Below are 18823 nucleotides of genomic sequence, written 5' to 3'. Positions count from 1 at the left end.
ATGTTTTCATTTCTACTTTTTACATTGTATGGTTACACTTATGATATCGCAATACTTTATTTTAGAGAGGTGAATGAATTGTCGTATGACATTATTGGTGATATACACGGTTGCTATGTAGAACTAATCTCATTAATTTCAAAGTTAGGCTATCAACAGGATAAGGGTGTATTTGTACATCCACAAGGTCGCAGCTTGCATTTGTGGGTGATGCTACTGATAGAGGACCTCAATCACTTGCAGTCTTAGAGTTGTTATTCGCTATGCAAGATGCAAGGAACCTAAATTATTGCCCGGGAAATCACTGTAATAAACTTTATCGATTTTTAAAAGGAAGTAACGTGCAAGTTAGTCATGGTTTGGAAACAACTGTTGAAGAGTTTAACCAGTTACCTAAAGGCAAAAAAATACATTTTAGGAAAAGGTTTATATCTTTTTATGAGGCTCTGCCATTGTATCAATCTCTTGACAATGATCAGCTTGTCATTGCTCATGCAGGTATTCGGCAAGATATGATTGGTAAACCTATTAACAAAAAAATCAGCACTTTTGTGTTGTACGGTGATATTACCGGCGAATGTCTTCCAGATGGTAGACCTATTCGAAGAGACTGGGCAAAGCATTATAAAGGTTCTACATGGATTGTTTACGGACACACACCAACAAAAGAAGCGCGCTTTAAAAACAATACGATTAACATTGACACGGGTTGTGTATTTGGAGGGAAATTATCTGCATTGCTATACCCTGAGTTAGAAATAGTGTCTGTACCGTCTCTTCAACATTACGTGTCAGAAAAGTTTCACAAATTTGCGGATTAAGAAAGCAAATTCTTCATATCTTCTGGCATTGGGCTTGTAAAAGTCAGCATTTTTCCTGTCAGTGGATGTTTGATGTCCACTGATGCACAATGAAGTGCCTGCCGAGAAATTTGAGCTACGCTTCCTCCATATAAATCGTCTCCAACGATTGGATGACCAATATGAGCTAAATGAACGCGAATTTGATGTGTTCTTCCAGTGTGAAGCAGACACTTCACGTGAGAAAAATTAGCATGATGTCGAATTACGTCGACATCTGTATGAGCAAAATGGCCATCTTCTCGTACCTCACGCTCAATAATACTACTACTTTTTCGACCAATTGGCGCAATTATTTCCTGACAATCATCGCTAACTTTTCCATGGACAATGGCTTCATAAGTTTTATTCATCACATGATTGTGACTCATGATGTGATGGATGTGCCGATTTTTCACTAAACACACTAATCCTGACGTATCCTTGTCCAGACGAGTCAAAATATGCACTGTTGAAGGAATAGACATTTGCTCATAATAATACGCAACAAAGTTTGCTAATGTTCCTGACGGGTGTTCACGTGAAGGAATGGTACTTTGCCCAGGTTGTTTATTGACAATGAATAGTACATCATCTTCATAGACAATGTCGAGCGGCCCTTTTTGACGAATCAATCCCTCACTTACTTCTTCTAAAGGAAAAAGAACGGTCACTACATCCCCTATTGCAAGTGGATGTCTGACCGTTTTTACTTGTCCATTTACAAGTAAAGTACCTCCATCAAATTTAATCGACGTTAAGGATCTTTTTGATATTCCCCACGAAGCTAAAGCTTCGCGGAGTAATATTTGTTCCGTAGCTTTAAAAGTAAGTGTAAATTGATTACACATCGCTATCAATAAACGAATCGTGGACGCGTTTCCAAAATGGGAATGGGCGGAACCTTGCGAATCGTACCTTTTCTTTTGCAACACGATATTGAATGGATTTAACGTCTTTATGTAACAATTGTAAATGATCAATCGTCACCATAAAATCAGGTGCTTTTACTGGCTTTAATACGCAGGTATGGTGAGCAGGCAAAATTAGTGGTGCTCCCACTGTTCGGAAAACTCGATTATTAATAGAGGCCATTTCTGTTAATTGCATAGCCTCTAATGAAGGATGTATGACTGCCCCGCCGAGTGCCTTATTGTAAGCTGTGCTCCCAGATGGCGTTGACATACACAGTCCATCCCCACGGAACCGTTCAAAATGGCTGTCATTAAGCTCTACATCCATCACTAAGGTCACGTCAGGGGATTTAATCGTACTTTCATTTAAAGCGAGGTAGACGCTTTGCTCATCGTTATTACGATAATTAATCGTTGCCTCCAGTAGCGGATATTGAATGACTTCAAATTCCTTCTTAGCAATCGAAATTACAAGTTTTTCAATTTCAGCAGGTTTCCAATCAGCATAAAAACCTAAATGCCCTGTGTGGATTCCTACAAACGCTACAGTGGATAATTGTTCCCGATATCGATGGAAGGCATGTAGGAGTGTGCCATCTCCACCAATCGAAATAACGATATCAGGCGACTCTTCATTCCACACCAATCCAAAATCCGACAAATATGTTTTCGCTCGATCCATTAGTTCATTCGAGTGATCATCATTACGTGATTGGATAGCAAATTTCATGAATGGTTCGACCTACTTTCATTGGAATTGGTTGAGAAATTGACATTTCCACTCTCTTTATTTTCGCTAAAATATTTCTGTGCTTCTTGAATTTCATCACGTATTAGTGACATTTCTTCATCTAAGCGGAAAGCGGCTTCAGCTGCACTTTGTAAACGATTTTTTATTTCTTCGGGAAATAGTCCCTTATATTTATAGTTTAAGGAATGTTCAATTGATGCCCAGAAATTCATGGCTAATGTACGAATTTGAATTTCGACTAATATGTGAATCTTGCCATGAAGGGTTTGAACTGGATATTCAACGATCATATGATACGAACGATACCCACTCGGTTTTTCATGTGATATATAATCACGCACTTCGACAACGCTAATATCGTGTCGTTGACGTAATAACTCGACTACCGTTTCAATATCGTCCACAAACTGGCACATAATACGTAAACCTGCAATATCTTGTAATTCATGGGCCAAGCGTGTCGATGGTTCAAACGCGATACCCTTTTCAAGTGTTTTATCATAAATACTCGCAATAGGTTTCACTCGACCGGTCACAAACTCAATGGGTGAGTTTGTATTTTCTATTTCGTATTGTGCTCTCATGCCTTTAAATTTAATTTTCAATTCATCAACTGCTTGTTTATAAGGCTCTAAAAATCGTTCCCACTGACCCATGACGAGTCCCCCTTACCCCTGCTATCGTATTTATGATAGTGACAGTTGCTCTTTAAATGCTTCTTCAACTGCACTTGAAAACTCTTCACCATAATTGTGATTTCCTTCAATATTAAAGATGAGCATACTTAATTCTTCTCGAAAATTGTCGAGTGAAAATTCAGTCTGTCCCCAAGTTAATACTGGTTCTTTGTCTGCATCAAGTGAAGCAGCAAGTAATGGCCAAACAGTCTTTGGAAACTGTACATATATATACCCATCCACAACATCCATTAAATAAACAAAAGCATAGTTATCAGAATCAGTAATTAACTGACCACCTGCTTTTACTTCGTTTTCTTGAGGGTTCTCTTGTAATAAAAAGCGAATGTCGGAACCATTTTGAACACCGCTGTCGACAATATAAGTTTTACGCAATTTAAGCTCTTCCTTTCAAACTTTACTTACCTCATATTTTATCACAGCTGCTCGTTTGTTGCAGTTTGCAATTTTTTTAGGATAATAAGAAGTAAGGCGGTGATTCTTATGACCATTCAAAAAGAAATAGAATTTAAAAACCTATTAGAAGAAGAAGAGTTTCATTCACTCTGCAGAGCTTTTGCTATTTCAAAACAAAACTTTCATGTACAGACCAATACTTATTTTGATACTACAAATAATCAATTGCGTGATTCTTTAATGGGCTTCCGGTTGCGAGTCGTTGGAGAACGCAATGAATTAACGTTAAAAGCACCTACTGACAACGTCCATACGATGATGGAAACAACACACTTGATTTCAGCCATTGAAAGAGACGAAATTCTTTCTAACCAATTAATAAGACCCCGAGACTACAGTGAATTTCAGCAGCTACCTGAGCTATTGTTGGCATTCGGTTCACTTCGCACTGAACGGGCTGAAATATCCTTTCAAGGTGGATTGTTAGTCTTAGATCGTTCGGATTATTTAGGAATTACAGATTACGAGGTTGAATATGAGGTCACCGATATCACAAGTGGTCAACAAAGCTTTAATGAACTGCTCAAATATCATCAGATTCCTAAGCGTCAAACACTTAAAAAAATTGCGCGTTTCATGAAAGCTGCAAAAAGATAATAACATGTAAGAAGAAGTTATCATTGGCTATCCACTAATAATTAATAGACATTTTATTCACTTAACACAATATGCAACCGTTACCAAAATCGATTTGTTTGAGAAAAATCCGTGAGGTTGATAGAATGGGAATACAGCGAAAGCAAAGGAGTTCAAAAGATGAACCGAAAACCTATAATTCCTTATGAGGAAATTGGTCCGGATATATTGTCGCAACTTGTTGATGTCTTTTACGAAAAAGTAGCGGCACACCCAAAGCTTAAGCCTATATTTCCAGAAGACTTGACGGAAACTGCTCGTAAACAAAAACAATTTTTGACTCAATATTTAGGCGGACCAAATATATATTCACAGGAACACGGACACCCAATGTTAAGAGCAAGACATATGCCCTTCCCGATTACACCAGAAAGAGCACAAGCTTGGCTTGAGTGTATGGCTCTAGCAATGGATGAAGTTGGACTAGAGGGTAAAATTCGCGATGATTTCTATCATCGCCTTGTATTAACGGCTCATCATATGACGAACCGGCCAGACCAAGAGGAGGAAATCGTGTGAATAACTTGCAGATTCCGCCCGAAGCGATAGTTTCTACGAGTTCAACAAAGCCAATTGAGCTATACGCATTTATAGATCCAGTTTGCTCCTTGAGTTTTGATTTACAACCGATTTTGCGAAAGTTACAAGTAGAATATGAACAATATTTTACGCTACGGATTGTCCTTAGCACAAAACTTTCTACGCTTAATTCATTCTGTAAAAATGAATATATAAATGACGACGACTTTACACATCCAGCCCTTCCTTCAGTTGCGATTAAAGCAGCAGAACTTCAAGGAAAAAGAGCAGGCATACGATATCTACAAAAATTACAAGAACAGTTATTCTTAGATACTAAAAATGTAGCGACCTATTCAAGTTTATTGTCAATTGCTGAAAAAGCACACTTGGATATTGAAGAATTCAAGTCTGATATTCAGTCTAAGGAAGCAACACGTGCATTTCAATGTGATCTCTATATCAGTAATGAAATGGATGTTACTGAATCACCAAGTATGGTGTTTTTTAATGAACGTATTGAAGATGAAGGTCTAAAAGTTTGTGGTATTTATTCGTACGAAGTGTATGAGAAGATTTTAGCTGAGATGTTAAATATCGAATTGAGTCGTCAAGAGCCACCCACGCTTGATGAACTGTTTTTCCGTTATCAAACATTATCAACTAAAGAAGTTGCCTCGATTTATGGCGTAACTAATTATGCTGCAGAACGCGAATTAAAGAAACGTACATTGTTGCAACAATTGGAACGTATCCCAATGGGAGACACCAATCAATGGCGACTTAAAACTTATAATAAATAAAAAACCGCCTACTCCATTTCTGGAGAGGCGGTTTTTTTCACAAAGGGGATGGGAGAAATGTTCACGTTCAAACAAAGGGGTGTGTGTTTGTATGTGATTTATTTCACATCTAAACGATATCATGCCATAACGGATAAATCAATCTTTCACAATCCTTTTCACAAAATCGTCATAGAGTAAGCGTTTACAGTAATGCTCGCAAAATAAGTACTAATCTTAAACATTATATTTAAATAACAAAAAGACCTTCATCCATTAAGGATAAAGGTCATTTATTTACTTCAACAATAATTTTTCGAGCTCATTAAGCTTCTCTTCAAATACTTTACATGCTTCTTCGATTGGAGTTGCAGATGTCATATCAACTCCAGCTTTTTTCAGTACTTCAATCGGTGTATCCGAACAACCTGCTTTTAAGAATTTATTAATATATCGATCTACAGCTGGTTGTCCTTCTGATAATATTTGATTACTCAATGCCACTGCAGCACTATAACCTGTTGAATATTGGTACACATAGTAATTGTAATAGAAATGTGGAATTCGAGCCCATTCAAGACCAATTTCCTCATCTACTACTAGATCATTTCCAAAATATTTTTTATTCAAATCATAGTAAACTTCGGTTAATTTATCTGCAGTTAGAGCTTCCCCATCTTGATCCATTTTGTGAATTAAATGTTCAAATTCGGCAAACATCGTTTGACGGAATACAGTACCGCGGAATCCTTCTAACCAATAGTTTAATAAGTAGATACGTTTTTGCTCATCGTCAATAGTTTTTAACATATATTCATTTAACAATGCTTCATTACATGTTGAAGCTACTTCTGCAACGAATATCGAGTAGTTACCATAAACAAATGGTTGGCTTGCACGTGAATAATAGCTGTGTAAACTATGGCCAAACTCATGAGCTAGAGTGAATAAATTATTCACATTATCTTGCCAGTTCATCAATACGTAAGGGTTTGTCCCATACGAACCAGAAGAATAAGCACCAGAACGCTTGCCTTTATTTTCAACAACATCTACCCAACGATTTTCCAATCCTTTAGTGGCAATCGAAACATATTCTTCACCAAGTGGAGCAAAACTCTTAAGCATGATGCCTTTCGCTTCTTCATAAGGAATTTCCATTTTCGTCTCTTTTACAAGTGGTGTGTAAAGATCCCACATATGCAACTCATCAAGTCCTAAAACTTTTTTACGAAGAGATACATAACGATGCAATAAGTGCAAATTCTTGTTCACTGTATCAACTAAATTATCATAGACCTGCTCAGGAATTTGATTTTCAGACATAGCAGCATGGCGAGCTGAAGAGTAGTTGCGCAAACGAGCATTTACGTTATCACGTTTAACATTTCCAGCAAGTGTTGAGGCAAATGTATTGCGGAACTTCCCGTAAGTAGCGTACATTGCATGGAATGCGTCTTCTCGTACTCTGCGGTCTTCATTTTCAAGAAAGCGTGAATATCGACCGTGTGTTAATTCCTGTTCGTCGCCATTCTCATCTTTTATTGTAGGGAATTCTAAATCTGCATTATTTAACATGCTGAACGTTTCAGATGATGCGTTTGTTACTTCAGAAACTTGAGCTAGCAATGCTTCTTGTTCAGCAGGTAATACATGGGGACGCATTTCGTTAATTTCTTTAAGAACTTGTTTATATAACCCTAATTCTTCATGTTCACTCATATAACTCAATACTTTCTCTTCATCTAATGCTAGAATTTCAGGGGTCATAAATGATAATCCAGTTGAAACTTTTACAAGCAAATTCTTGATACGACTATCCATCGCTTGATAATGACTGTTTGTTGTATCTTGATCATAGCGCATGTGAGAATACGTATATAAGCGGTAAATTCGTTCTGAAACTTCATCTTTATATGCTAAAGCTTCGTATAATGCTTGTGCTCCATTTTTAAAAGTTCCTTTGTAAGAATCTGCTTTTTCTGCTAGCTCACTTACTTCTTTGTATTCACTTTCCCACGCTTCGTCACTTGAAAAAATATCTTCAAGTTTCCAAGTTAATTCCGTTGGGACTTCACTACGAGTTAAAATTTTGTTTTTTGTTTCTGCTGCCATTTGTTTTCCCCCTTGAATCGATTTAATTGAAAAATCGAATAACTACTATATTTTCTCAATTTTCACAACGTTTTGCAACTATTTCTTGTTCAAAGTGTGCAAGTAATATAGATTCACTTATGAATATCTCTGAAATTGGTGTGTAAACATTATAGTTAAGCATTTGTAGGACTTTACAATAGCGTGTAAGAACTGTTAAAGCAGTTACTTTATCAGTAACTTTACATTTTGTAAGAATATATGATTCAAGCCATTTGTCAGTGATATCATGAACATCCATATGATGTTCCCTAAGTGTACAAATAAGTTCTAATTGCCATTCGGCCAAATGCGCTAATATAACCTGAGAATCCTGTATCGGAAAACCAATACATAAAGGTAAATTTTCTGGACGAACTTTGTTTTCGTAACAGTTGGTTAAAAAACGATCCCTAACGCCAAATGAGCTTGATCGAATCCGATTGTGCAAAAATCTTGCTCGTTTATTCATAAATAGTTTCCAGTAATCTACTCTCTCTTCTTTACTTATCATTTTTACTTGAGCAAATGGAAACGTTTGTTGTTCAATAGACAACGCTCGTATCTTCGCTAAAAATGATGATCCACTTATATGGACTAATTGACTAAAATAAATAAACTTCGCTGTCGATGGATCATATGTGATGATGGTAGCTCCTGAAGTAGGCAGATTTTTAATAAAAGCATGCATGAACTTGGTCAATTTTATGAGAGAGATACCCTTCGTGGTCAATTGAATGTTAGGGGGCGTTCGAAGTAACCATATGGAAGGTATTTTTACTCGTAAATATCCAGCAGTTCTTTTTTCGATATCGACAGTTGGTATTACACTACATTGAAATTCAATAGCAAAGGTTTTTCTTTTATTTCTCACCAATAAATCCGGTCGTTGAGAAATCTTTGGTATATAGGCTTCAACTGACACTTTACATCCTACTCTGGTAAAAAATTCGGCGAGATGTTGTTTTCCAATTAAATGGGTGGGGGATTCTCTTTCGGAAAAGGAGGTTAAACAATTAGTTAATATAATATGAGCGAAATGGGGAATCACGACTTTGCCAATTTTCAAGCGAAGTGGGGTTTCGCACTGAGGGCATGTGAATTTGCTCGTTTTTCGCAAAAATAGTAACTGATCTCTTGTCATATTTCTTGTGATGGTGAACATTACTTCGTTATCTTTTAATGCAGTTAATATATACATTCCTCCTTTCCTATTATTTTACGAATTTTCTGATATAAAGGCAAATAAAAAAATCCTCCCAGTTAAGGGAGGATTTTAGTTAAAGTATTTAAGTACTTGATCAAATACTTCATCGGCCATAATTTCTTTTCCGTATTCTTTCAAACGGTGGATAGTTACAGTTGATCCATCTACGTATTCAGTAAGAATACTGACCATGTTTTTAATTTCTTCTTCTTCCATCAGTTCTGCGTCTGCATTGACATAGAGGTAATAACGGTCTTTATAAGCGAATAAAGACGTCGATACATATGAAGGTAATTCAAGACGCTTGGCTAATGGAATTAAATCTTCAAAGTCTTTCACGAAAAACGTGAATTCATTTTGAGATTCATTTGTTTCAGTAAATAGACCACTATATTCATCATAAGATTGTTCTTCTGATGAACTTTCTGACATATTAGAAAAATATTGACCCTTGTCGTCCATTTCAAATGGGGAGTCTACTTTCTTTCCATCACGATTTATTTGTGCTCGAGTTACTGTAACTTCAAGTCCTTTATCCATTGCATGAACTTGAATCCATAGCGGACCTTCAACTTCAAAGTCCGATTCATCATTAATTTCATCCATCATTTCCCAAAAGAGTTCTTCACTTTTATCTCGATTAAACCAAATTTCATCTCGGCTGAAGCCTCTTTTTTCAATGTCGATGTATGAAATGTAGAATTTTACTGTGTTTTCATTAATTCGTTCAATATCCATTTTACACATCTCCCTTCGATCGCTTTAAAGGGATTCCCCTTTTTACAGCAACACTTCAAGCCGCTTACCGATACAGTGTCTGTTTCTATTGTATGACGGTCCAGAGGAAATGAAAAGGATATGCATCTACTCTGGCAAAATACAATTTATTAGAATTGTATTAGAGAGCGCAAATTTTATCAAGCTTAAAAATGCAAAATGACTGACCATTCTTCTCAAATACATAGAAGAAGAATCAATCAGCCATTTTTAATTCGAATTTAATTAACCATACGTTGAGCTTCAAGCAATTGATAAGCTCGAACTTTTCGAGGTAAAAAACGACGAATTTCATCTTCGTTGTATCCTACTTGTAAGCGCTTTTCATCTAAAATAATAGGACGACGTAAAAGTCCTGGATGTTCTTGAATTAATTCATACAAACGTTGTAAGGGTAAGCTTTCAACATCTACATTTAACTTTTGGAAAATTTTTGATCGAGTAGAAATAATCTCGTCTGTTCCATCTTCCGTCATTCGTAAAATTTCTTTAATTTCGCTAATACTTAGCGGTTCCGAAAAGATGTTACGCTCAGTATATGGAATGTCATGCTCTTCTAACCATGCTTTCGCTTTTCTACATGATGTACAGCTAGGAGAAGTAAACAATGTTACCATCATAGGAACACTTCCTTTCAAATGTGTAAAGAACTACAGATATATTGTAACGATTTTTTATTTAGAATGACTATTATATAGGTTTATATTTTTATTATACAACAAATTTATTCATTTTAATATAAGATATCAAGGAAAAGTCAAGTTTTTTTTTATGCGACACATTTTAGCAATAATTTATAGTTAAAACCTATGTTTATTAACTTTTTTGTGGTTCTCATACAAATATACCCGCTAAATTAACATTCTAAACACTCATTATTCTAGTTTTTCTTATTCTCAATTAGCAAATGAAAATGACAATCTAATATTCTTTCCCTACATATAATAATACGTAAGTAAACGGCAAAAGGTTTCACTTTTCAAAAAAAAGTTCTCTTCCTATAAGAAAGAGAACTTTTTTCATTTATTGAGGGGAGTGTAATCCACACCCGGTGAATAACGATTACCGGCATTCCATAATAAGTATTCTTTTATTCCAGCTTCATTTAATGCTAGAATTTGTGCTTGTACTTCGGTAGCACCATACTTTTGGTAGTTACCACTACCTAAGTAAGAGGCAGTAAAATCCTGTAACCACGGTCTTGATGTAGGTGGACTTTCAAGTTTTGCTAAAGTTGCATTTTCAGCTTTTGCATATTCTTGTACCAGTTTATATGGCTGTAAGTCTGGTTTTGCAATTCCAAAATATGATGTCCAGTGACTAGGATAAATCATTGAAGAAATGACATCGACATTTTCAGAAATCTTTCCAAAGTTTTGCCCAATACCAGGTGCTTCTGCTAATGTAGCAGCATATCCAAAAATATCGACTGAAACTTTTACGTTATAAGGTTTTAGCTTTTCACGAGCATAAGCAACAAAGTCTGTGACAGCGTGTACTCTTTTTTGTACTGAATCAGTGTCAGACGACTCATATTCACCCTTACCGTATGTTAAGGTATCTGCACGATTTTCAAATCCTTCTGGAAAACGTACATAGTCAAATTGAATCTCTTGGAAACCCATCTTCGCTGCTTCAACGGCTACCTCTACATTGTAATCCCATACTTCTTTCATAAATGGATTTACAAAGGATTCGCCACGTCCATTTTTCCAAACTTCTGATCCTTCTACAAATGAGAGCTCAGGTTTGGCCTTGGCAAGCGCCGAATCTTTAAAGACTACCACACGGGCAATTGGGTAAATTTTCTTTTCTTCTAGAATTTCTAAAACTTCACGAGGATTTTTAATGTAAGGATTTCCGATATTCAAAGGTTTCAATGGAGAATCATCTGAAGGCATGTATGTTAAATCACCAAAATCATCTTTAATATCAATTACCATGGCGTTTAAATCAGTTTTATCCAATAATTTTAGCAATTCATTAAATCGTGCTCCACCGGCTGAATGTCCAGTCACATAAACTCCTCGGACAGCATCTGGGTATGTAAATGTTAAACCTGAGTCAAACCGTAATAACGTTGAAGCCAAAATTAATTCCTCATCTATCGCAGTAAATCCATATGTACGTTCAGTAAAATCATCATTAGTCTTTTCTTCTTCAGCAGAAACGAGTGTATTTGGGGCAATTAATGCCGCCATTAAAGCACCAGTACTCATCCATTTCTTAAATGTCATAGTTTAATTTACATCCTTTCTATTCATTACCATCTTATCAAGTTAAGCATTACATTTAAAGCGAAATTTGTCATATTTACAATAATAAGAGCCATTCTTGTAATAAGAATGGCTCTTTTTGCTAATTTTTCTATTAATATCTTAATCTCTTAGACACGAGCAGCTGAAGTTAATTTTAATGATTCAAATTCTCTTGCTGAACAGAATACAAAATGTCCAGGAGTTACTTCACGCATTGCAATTTCTTCACCGTCTTCATAGTTATGAGACGTTGGGTCATACGATTTACGTACGCGTGTACGCTCATAGTTTGGATCTGGTAGTGGAATTGCTGATAATAGTGATTGAGTATATGGATGTAGTGGGTTGTTGTACAGCTCTTCAGCTGGTGCAAGTTCAACCAATTTACCAAAATACATAACACCGATACGATCTGAGATATATTTAACCATCGACAAATCATGTGCAATAAACAAGTACGTTAATCCTTTTTCTTCTTGTAATTCTTTTAACAAGTTAACAACTTGCGCTTGGATGGATACGTCTAGTGCAGAGATTGGCTCATCAGCAATGATGAACTCAGGCTCTACTGCAAGAGCACGAGCAATACCCAGACGTTGTCGTTGTCCACCAGAGAACTCATGTGGGTAACGGTTCGCATGTTCTTTATTTAGACCAACAGTTTCAAGTAACTCGTGAACACGATCTTTACGTTCTTTTGATGATTTAGTAAGACCATGAATATCTAAACCTTCTGCAATAATATCCAACACTTTCATACGTGGATTAAGAGACGCATATGGATCTTGGAAAATCATTTGCATTTTACGGTTAAATATTTTCAAATCAGACTTTGATTTTTTCCCATGAACACTAACGCCATTGAATTTCACTTCTCCAGCAGTTGCATCGTAAAGACGGATAATAGAGCGGCCAGTTGTTGATTTACCACAACCAGACTCTCCTACTAATCCAAGGGTTTCACCTCTGTAAATATCGAAACTAATATCATCAACTGCACGTACTTCATTTGCTTTACCTTGATTGAAATATTGTTTTAAATTTTTAATTTCAAGTAATTTTTCAGCCATTAGTACGCACTCCTTCATAGTAACGACTTCCTGGGAACTTTTTCATTCGCTCAATAATTGAAAGTGGTGGTTCCACTTTTGGTGCATCAGGATGTAATAACCAAGTGGATGCAAAATGTGTATCACTTACTTGGAAAACAGGTGGTGCTTGTTCCATGTCAATTGCTAGTGCATATTCACTGCGAAGTGCAAATGCATCTCCTTTTGGAGGATCCAACAAGTCTGGAGGCGTACCTGGAATCGCGTATAATTTTTCTTCTGCCGTATCGAGGGAAGGCATTGAGCTCAGTAACCCCCATGTATATGGATGTTGAGGATTGTAGAAAATTTCATCTACTGTACCCATTTCAACAATGCGGCCGCCATACATAACCGCAACGCGATCTGCCACGTTTGCAACTACCCCAAGGTCATGTGTAATGAAGATAATCGATGTATCGATTTTCTTCTGTAAATCTTTCATGAGTTCCAAAATTTGAGCTTGGATTGTAACGTCCAAAGCAGTTGTCGGCTCATCTGCAATCAAAATTTGTGGATTACATGCTAAAGCAATCGCAATAACAATACGCTGACGTTGACCACCAGAAAATTGGTGTGGGTATTGTTTAATTCGCAATTCCGGTTTAGGCATCCCAACCATACGTAGTAAATCGACTGCAATTTTTTTCGCTTCTGTTTTCCCTACTTTTTGATGTTTTAACAATGGTTCAGTAATTTGACGACCAATAGTCATGGTAGGATTTAATGACGTCATAGGATCCTGGAAGATCATTGAGATATCTTTCCCGCGAATTTTTTGCATTTCTTTATCAGTAAGCTTCGTTAAATCTTTTCCGTTAAATAAGATTTCTCCGCTTTTAAATTCAGAACTAGATTCTGGTAAAAGACGCATAATGGCTTTCGTAGTTACCGATTTACCTGAACCAGATTCACCAACAATCGCTAACGTTTCCCCTTTAAGCAAATCGAAGTTAACACCACGAATGGCTTTTACTTCACCTGCAAAAGTGTGGAAGGAAAGCTGAAGGTCTTTTACTTCTAAGATTTTTTCCATAGTCGCTTTCCTCCTTCTTAATCTTTCATTTTCGGATCAAGTGCATCACGTAATCCATCTCCAAGCAAGTTAAAAGCAATCATAAGCATGCTTAATACAAGTGCTGGGAACAATAAAATATGTGGTTGGAATTGCATCAACTGGTAACCATCATTAATTAACGTTCCAAGTGAAGCAGCTGGTGCTTGTAAACCAAGACCGATAAAGCTTAAAAATGCTTCGAAGAATATAGCACCTGGAATTGTAAACATAGTGTTTATAATGATAACCCCTAAAATGTTTGGAAGTAAATGCTTCCCAATTATACGATTGTTACTAGCACCTAATGTACGGGCTGCTAATACAAATTCTTGATTCTTATATTTTAGTACTTGTCCACGCACGATACGGGACATACCGATCCAACCGGTTAAAGTAATGGCAATAATAATGGCCGTAATACCTGGCTTCATTACTAAACTCATTAATATTACGACAACTAAGTTTGGAATACCGTACAAAATTTCGACAATCCGTTGCATAATATCGTCTACTCGACCACCATAATACCCTGAAATACCACCGTATAAGACACCTATAAGCACATCAATTGCAGCGGCAACGAAAGCGATGAATAAGGAGATTTGTGTACCTTCCCATAAACGAGCGAACATATCACGACCTAATCCGTCTGTACCAAACCAATAATACGTATCTACTTTTTTCATTTCATATAAATCTACTTCTGTACCACCAAGAGTTCCTATTCCATCTAAGATTCCGAGTTTCTCAAAACCTGGTACTTTAGGAGGTAGATTAGAATGTGTAATTGTTTGTGTTTCCGCATCATGCGGACCTATATATGGCCCAATTAATGCCATAATAAGGATTAACAATAAAATGACCATACTGACAATGGCAGCCTTATTTTTACGAATCCGTAACCAAGCATCTTGCCAGAAACTTAAACTTGGTTTTGAAATCTTTTCTGCTTGACTACTATCAATAGTAATTCTTTTAAAAGAATCAGCAGGTAACTTTTCTAGATTCTGTGTCATTAACTATTACCTCCTGACAAACGAATACGTGGATCGATTATTCCGTAAAGGATATCGACTAATAAAATAACAAACACTAAGAAGACAGAGAAGAACAAAGTTGTACCCATGATGATTGAGAAGTCACTAACCATAATGGCTTTAACGAATTGTTCACCAATGCCTGGTATAGCAAAAATTTTCTCAATTACAAGTGAACCTGTTAGAAGTCCAGCTGCTAATGGTCCCATAACCGTTACCAATGGAATTAACGCATTACGGAATGCATGTTTAAAAGCAACTTCAAATCCGGTAGCACCTTTTGATTTTGCTAAAGTTATGTAATCAGAACTTAGCACTTCTATCATTTCTGTACGAATGAAACGTGCTCCTGTCGCAAGAGGTCCCATCGCTAAAGCTATTGATGGTAGAATACTAGACTTCCATCCATCATTCCATAAAGCTACAGGAAGAACTCCCCATTTTACTGCAATCCAATATTGTAAAAACGATGCAAAAACGAAAGATGGGATGGATATTCCGAGAATTGCGATAAAAGTACTCCCGTAATCCCAAATGGTATTTTGCCTTAAAGCAGCAATCATACCTAATAATATCCCAATGGATATACCAAGAATTAAACCTTGTGCACCAAGTAAAAAGGATGGCCCTAAGCGTTTAAGAATTAAATCCGTAACACTTGCACCTTTAAATTGGTAAGAATTCCCTAAATCTCCCTGAGCCAAATTCGCCATGTATTTTCCATATTGTACCGGGATTGGCTGATCAAGACCATATTTTGCCTCTACTGCCGCAAGTTGAGTAGGGTTAAGTTTCGAAGCGGAACTAATAGGGGAACCTGGTAGCGTTTTCATTAAGAAAAATGTTGCTGTCGCGATCAGGAAAAGAGTAATGAACATATAGAAAACACGTTTTAATATATACTTAGCCATCATTGCACCTCCTAAATAATGTTTATGACATTCAATCTACAATATATAGATTAAACTAGTTATTGTCAAAATCAATTGAAAACAGTAAATTTTTAGTGAATTCACTCTCATTTAAAAAGAGAGTATATGGCCCTATCGGAAACCATATACTCTCTTACTATGAGATTTTCAAACAAATTAAAAGTTAAAGATTATTGAGCGTCTTTACCTTCGATGAAAGCCCACTTGTAGCTGTAGTCTCCACCGAATGGGTGAGAAATAACACCTTTAACATATGGTTTTTGTAATTGCATTGTTCCACGTTGATAGTTAGGTGCAATCGCATAATCTTCTTCAAGAAGAATTTTTTCAGCTTCAGCCATTGCTTCCCAACGAGCTTCTGGATCCATAGCTAATTTGCCAACTGATGCGTTTACTAACTCATCATACTTAGGATTTGAATAAGACATTTTGTTGTTACCGCCATCAGTTAACCAAAGATTCATGAATGTGTAAGGATCTTGGAAGTCAGGACCCCATCCAGCAGATTGAATATCATAGTCTTGAGCACTATCAAGGTCTAAACGTACAGCAAATGGTACTTCTTTAAGTTCAATTGTTAAACCAGGAAGAGTAGTCTCTAATTGAGATTTGAAGTACTCGTCCATTTTCTTAGCAACGTCAGAGTCTCCACCAAGAATTTCAAGAGTTATTTCTTTTACTCCAAGTTCTTTTAATCCTTTTTCCCAAGCCGCTTTTGCTTCATCTGCGTTAGGAACTGCCATGTCTCCGTTAACATCTCGGAAATCAGCGCCACTTTCGTCAAATGTAAATGCTGCTGGTACTAAATAGTTTGCAGGAACCGAACCGTTAGCTAGTACTACATCAACTAGATCTTGTTTGTTGTAACCTTTAGAGATTGCTTCACGAATATTTACGTTTGCAAGTGGTGTAGGTTTGCCATTACGCTCTTGATTAAATTTGAAATAGAATACAGTAGTTTCTAATTCTTTAACTAAATCAGGATCGTTAGCATATTGCATTGCATATTCACCAGAAAGACCGACACGATCTTTTTCTCCAGTTTTATACAAGTTTACAGCTGTAGGAACTTCTTTTACTACGTCATAGTTGATTTCAGTAAGTTTTACAGTTTCTGCATCCCAATACTGATCATTTTTAACTAATTTCCATTTTAATCCAGTGCCATCCCAATCAGCAAGAGTGAATGGTCCGTTTGAAATTAAATTGTCTGAGTTTGTTGCATAATCTTTACCTTTTTCAGTTACGAAAGCTTCATTTTGTGGTAAGTAAGTTCCGAAAGACATTAGAGATAAGAAGTAAGGAACTGGTTTTTCTAATGTTACTTCAAGAGTTTTTTCATCAACTGCCTTAACACCTAACTCAGTGTATTTAGCTTTTCCTTCAGAAATTGCAGTTGCGTTTTTGATTACGCCACCCATCATGTATGGACCGTATTCAGAAGCAGTATCAGGATTCATCGCACGTTTCCAAGCGAATTCAAAGTCTCCTGCTGTTACAGCATCTCCGTTAGACCATTTAGCATCACGAATTTTGAACGTGTATACTAAACCATCTTCAGATACAGTAGGTTCCCCTTCAGCGATTGCAGGAACTGCAACATTTTCTTGATTCAAACGGTATAAACCTTCGTTTACATTGTTTAAAAGATCAAAACCAACTGCATCTGTTGCTAATGCAGAATCCATTGATGGAATTTCAGCACTCATGATTAGATTAAGGACTTGTTCCTCATCTTTTACTTCTCCTGCTGTTGGTTCATCTTTGTCCGTATCACCAGGTGTTGCTGGTTCTGTTCCGTTCTTGTCTTCGCCACAAGCAGCTAAGAAAACACTAAGTACTAACATTAGGCTTAACAGCCAAAAAAACTTGCTCTTCTTCACTAAGTTGACCCCCTTGAATTTTCTGAAAAATTGGTACAATCTTTATTATACATATTCTTAAAAATCTGTACAGGCTTTTTTTGAATATTTTTTACATTTAGATATCAGTAATATTACATTTATATAACAGAACCGTTGAGGTGAAAGGCTTTTCTGTTAATTTCGAATATTTGATTCGGTTGACGAAATTTTGATTTTTTCTGTCTTTTCTTCTACAATGTGTAAAGAATGAGGTGTTGCAAATGAAAAAGAAACTGGTGACTTTTCTAATTTTCCAAATAATAATTGTTGCAATCATGTTTCTGTATTACCATAATCTGGAGTTAACTCCATATATTAATGTGTCATTTTTTGTCGGTGGATTACTCATTTTTATTGGCTTGTTAATTTATGTGGTATCAAATGGATTTTTCGATCTTTTTACTATGGGTATGAGAAAAGTTTTTACATTTAAAAAAGACCTAGTCGATTCAGAATCGATGAGATCTCCTTCAGAAATATTAGATTTACCATATGTCCCATTTTTCCAATTAGGTGGGTCCATTTTACTTTGTATGGCAGTGGCCTTGATAATTTATTTTGTATAGAAAAAATCACTTGATTTTTGAGTTTCTTCTATATTATAATGACTAACAAAATACATGCTAAATGCAAAGACGAAGATTAGTACATTTGACTGGGTTGTTTAGAGAGTCTGTGTTTGCTGAAAACAGATCTACCCTTCAAATAGAATGGACTTCAGAGCTTATTAAGCGAATTCTTTTAAGATGTAGCTTAATACGTCCCTTCACGTTACGAAGCTAAAGAGGCCAAAAAATTTTTTGGCAATCTGGGTGGTACCACGGATTCACACATC

18 protein-coding genes, 1 pseudogene and 1 other annotated feature (1 of these 20 running past the window's edge) are annotated in these 18823 nt (G+C 36.3%); of the genes and pseudogenes, 5 read left to right on the top strand and 14 right to left on the bottom strand.

Annotated features, from left to right (window positions below):
* Positions 1–78: 78 nt before the first annotated feature.
* Positions 79–821, top strand: a pseudogene (gene prpE, locus C8K15_RS00525) (bis(5'-nucleosyl)-tetraphosphatase PrpE).
* Here prpE and C8K15_RS00520 read toward each other — a convergent pair.
* Genes C8K15_RS00520 through C8K15_RS00505 form a run of 4 tightly spaced genes read right to left on the bottom strand, consistent with a single transcriptional unit; the run spans position 818 to position 3577 of the window.
* Positions 818–1690 (bottom strand): RluA family pseudouridine synthase, encoded by an 873-nt coding sequence (locus C8K15_RS00520; protein ID WP_108584266.1) that lies wholly within the window; start codon positions 1688–1690, stop codon positions 818–820. The pseudogene prpE and the gene C8K15_RS00520 sit on opposite strands and share 4 nt — an antisense overlap.
* Entirely contained in the window at positions 1683–2483 is an 801-nt protein-coding gene (locus C8K15_RS00515; RefSeq protein WP_108584265.1) for an NAD kinase, read from the bottom strand. Before C8K15_RS00515 ends, C8K15_RS00520 begins: the two co-directional genes overlap by 8 nt.
* Positions 2480–3160: a GTP diphosphokinase gene (gene yjbM, locus C8K15_RS00510; protein WP_108584263.1), complete on the bottom strand. Its 681-nt coding sequence runs from the start codon at positions 3158–3160 to the stop codon at positions 2480–2482. Before yjbM ends, C8K15_RS00515 begins: the two co-directional genes overlap by 4 nt.
* A gap of 30 nt (positions 3161–3190) precedes the next feature.
* Positions 3191–3577 (bottom strand): UPF0738 family protein, encoded by a 387-nt coding sequence (locus tag C8K15_RS00505; RefSeq protein WP_108584262.1) that lies wholly within the window; start codon positions 3575–3577, stop codon positions 3191–3193.
* 108 nt (positions 3578–3685) lie between these two features.
* On the opposite strand from C8K15_RS00505, the gene C8K15_RS00500 reads away from it, so the two are divergent.
* From C8K15_RS00500 to C8K15_RS00490, 3 genes are all read left to right on the top strand, one after another.
* Positions 3686–4255 carry a CYTH domain-containing protein gene (locus tag C8K15_RS00500; RefSeq protein WP_108584260.1) on the top strand — a complete coding sequence of 190 codons (570 nt, stop codon included), beginning with the start codon at positions 3686–3688 and terminating at the stop codon, positions 4253–4255.
* Positions 4256–4414: 159 nt separating this feature from the next.
* Positions 4415–4813 (top strand): globin domain-containing protein, encoded by a 399-nt coding sequence (locus tag C8K15_RS00495; protein ID WP_108584258.1) that lies wholly within the window; start codon positions 4415–4417, stop codon positions 4811–4813.
* Entirely contained in the window at positions 4810–5616 is an 807-nt protein-coding gene (locus C8K15_RS00490) for a ClpXP adapter SpxH family protein (RefSeq protein ID WP_108584256.1), read from the top strand. The genes C8K15_RS00495 and C8K15_RS00490 overlap by 4 nt, the downstream gene beginning before the upstream one ends.
* 276 nt (positions 5617–5892) lie before the next feature.
* Here the strand turns inward: C8K15_RS00490 and pepF are convergent, their stop codons facing one another.
* The 10 genes from pepF to C8K15_RS00440 form a co-directional block, all read right to left on the bottom strand.
* A complete protein-coding gene (gene pepF, locus C8K15_RS00485) occupies positions 5893–7710 on the bottom strand; it encodes an oligoendopeptidase F (RefSeq protein WP_108584255.1) in 1818 nt (605 codons plus the stop codon).
* Between the two features lie 55 nt (positions 7711–7765).
* The gene (locus C8K15_RS00480; RefSeq protein WP_233260351.1) at positions 7766–8872 is read right to left on the bottom strand and encodes a competence protein CoiA family protein; all 1107 of its coding nucleotides are present in this window, start codon (positions 8870–8872) and stop codon (positions 7766–7768) included.
* A gap of 132 nt (positions 8873–9004) precedes the next feature.
* Positions 9005–9673 (bottom strand): adaptor protein MecA, encoded by a 669-nt coding sequence (gene mecA / locus C8K15_RS00475; protein WP_108584251.1) that lies wholly within the window; start codon positions 9671–9673, stop codon positions 9005–9007.
* A 260-nt stretch (positions 9674–9933) separates the two neighbouring features.
* Positions 9934–10329: a transcriptional regulator SpxA gene (gene spxA / locus C8K15_RS00470; RefSeq protein ID WP_162920212.1), complete on the bottom strand. Its 396-nt coding sequence runs from the start codon at positions 10327–10329 to the stop codon at positions 9934–9936.
* Between the two features lie 402 nt (positions 10330–10731).
* Positions 10732–11949, bottom strand: a complete 1218-nt coding sequence (locus C8K15_RS00465) for a putative glycoside hydrolase (protein ID WP_108584249.1) — start codon at positions 11947–11949, stop codon at positions 10732–10734.
* 149 nt (positions 11950–12098) lie between these two features.
* Positions 12099–13040 (bottom strand): ABC transporter ATP-binding protein, encoded by a 942-nt coding sequence (locus C8K15_RS00460; protein ID WP_108584248.1) that lies wholly within the window; start codon positions 13038–13040, stop codon positions 12099–12101.
* A complete protein-coding gene (locus C8K15_RS00455; protein WP_108584246.1) occupies positions 13033–14094 on the bottom strand; it encodes an ABC transporter ATP-binding protein in 1062 nt (353 codons plus the stop codon). The genes C8K15_RS00460 and C8K15_RS00455 overlap by 8 nt, the downstream gene beginning before the upstream one ends.
* Positions 14095–14111: 17 nt before the next feature.
* Positions 14112–15131, bottom strand: a complete 1020-nt coding sequence (opp3C, locus tag C8K15_RS00450) for an oligopeptide ABC transporter permease (RefSeq protein WP_108584245.1) — start codon at positions 15129–15131, stop codon at positions 14112–14114.
* On the bottom strand, positions 15131–16063 hold the full coding sequence (gene opp3b, locus C8K15_RS00445) for an oligopeptide ABC transporter permease (protein ID WP_108584244.1): 933 nt from the start codon (positions 16061–16063) through the stop codon (positions 15131–15133). The genes opp3C and opp3b overlap by 1 nt, the downstream gene beginning before the upstream one ends.
* A gap of 191 nt (positions 16064–16254) precedes the next feature.
* Positions 16255–17967: a peptide ABC transporter substrate-binding protein gene (locus C8K15_RS00440; protein ID WP_108584242.1), complete on the bottom strand. Its 1713-nt coding sequence runs from the start codon at positions 17965–17967 to the stop codon at positions 16255–16257.
* A gap of 242 nt (positions 17968–18209) precedes the next feature.
* Here C8K15_RS00440 and C8K15_RS00435 point away from each other — a divergent pair, with 242 nt between their 5' ends.
* Complete coding sequence (locus C8K15_RS00435) at positions 18210–18554, top strand: DUF3899 domain-containing protein (RefSeq protein ID WP_108584240.1); 345 nt, start codon at positions 18210–18212, stop codon at positions 18552–18554.
* Between the two features lie 57 nt (positions 18555–18611).
* Positions 18612–18823, top strand: a binding site (T-box leader) (it continues 13 nt past the right edge of the window).

Origin of the sequence: Paenisporosarcina sp. OV554, from assembly GCF_003058165.1 — a bacterium.
GTDB lineage: Bacteria > Bacillota > Bacilli > Bacillales_A > Planococcaceae > Paenisporosarcina.
The sequence above is the reverse complement of the archived record's forward strand: the minus strand, read 5'-3'. Positions and strand labels throughout refer to the sequence as shown.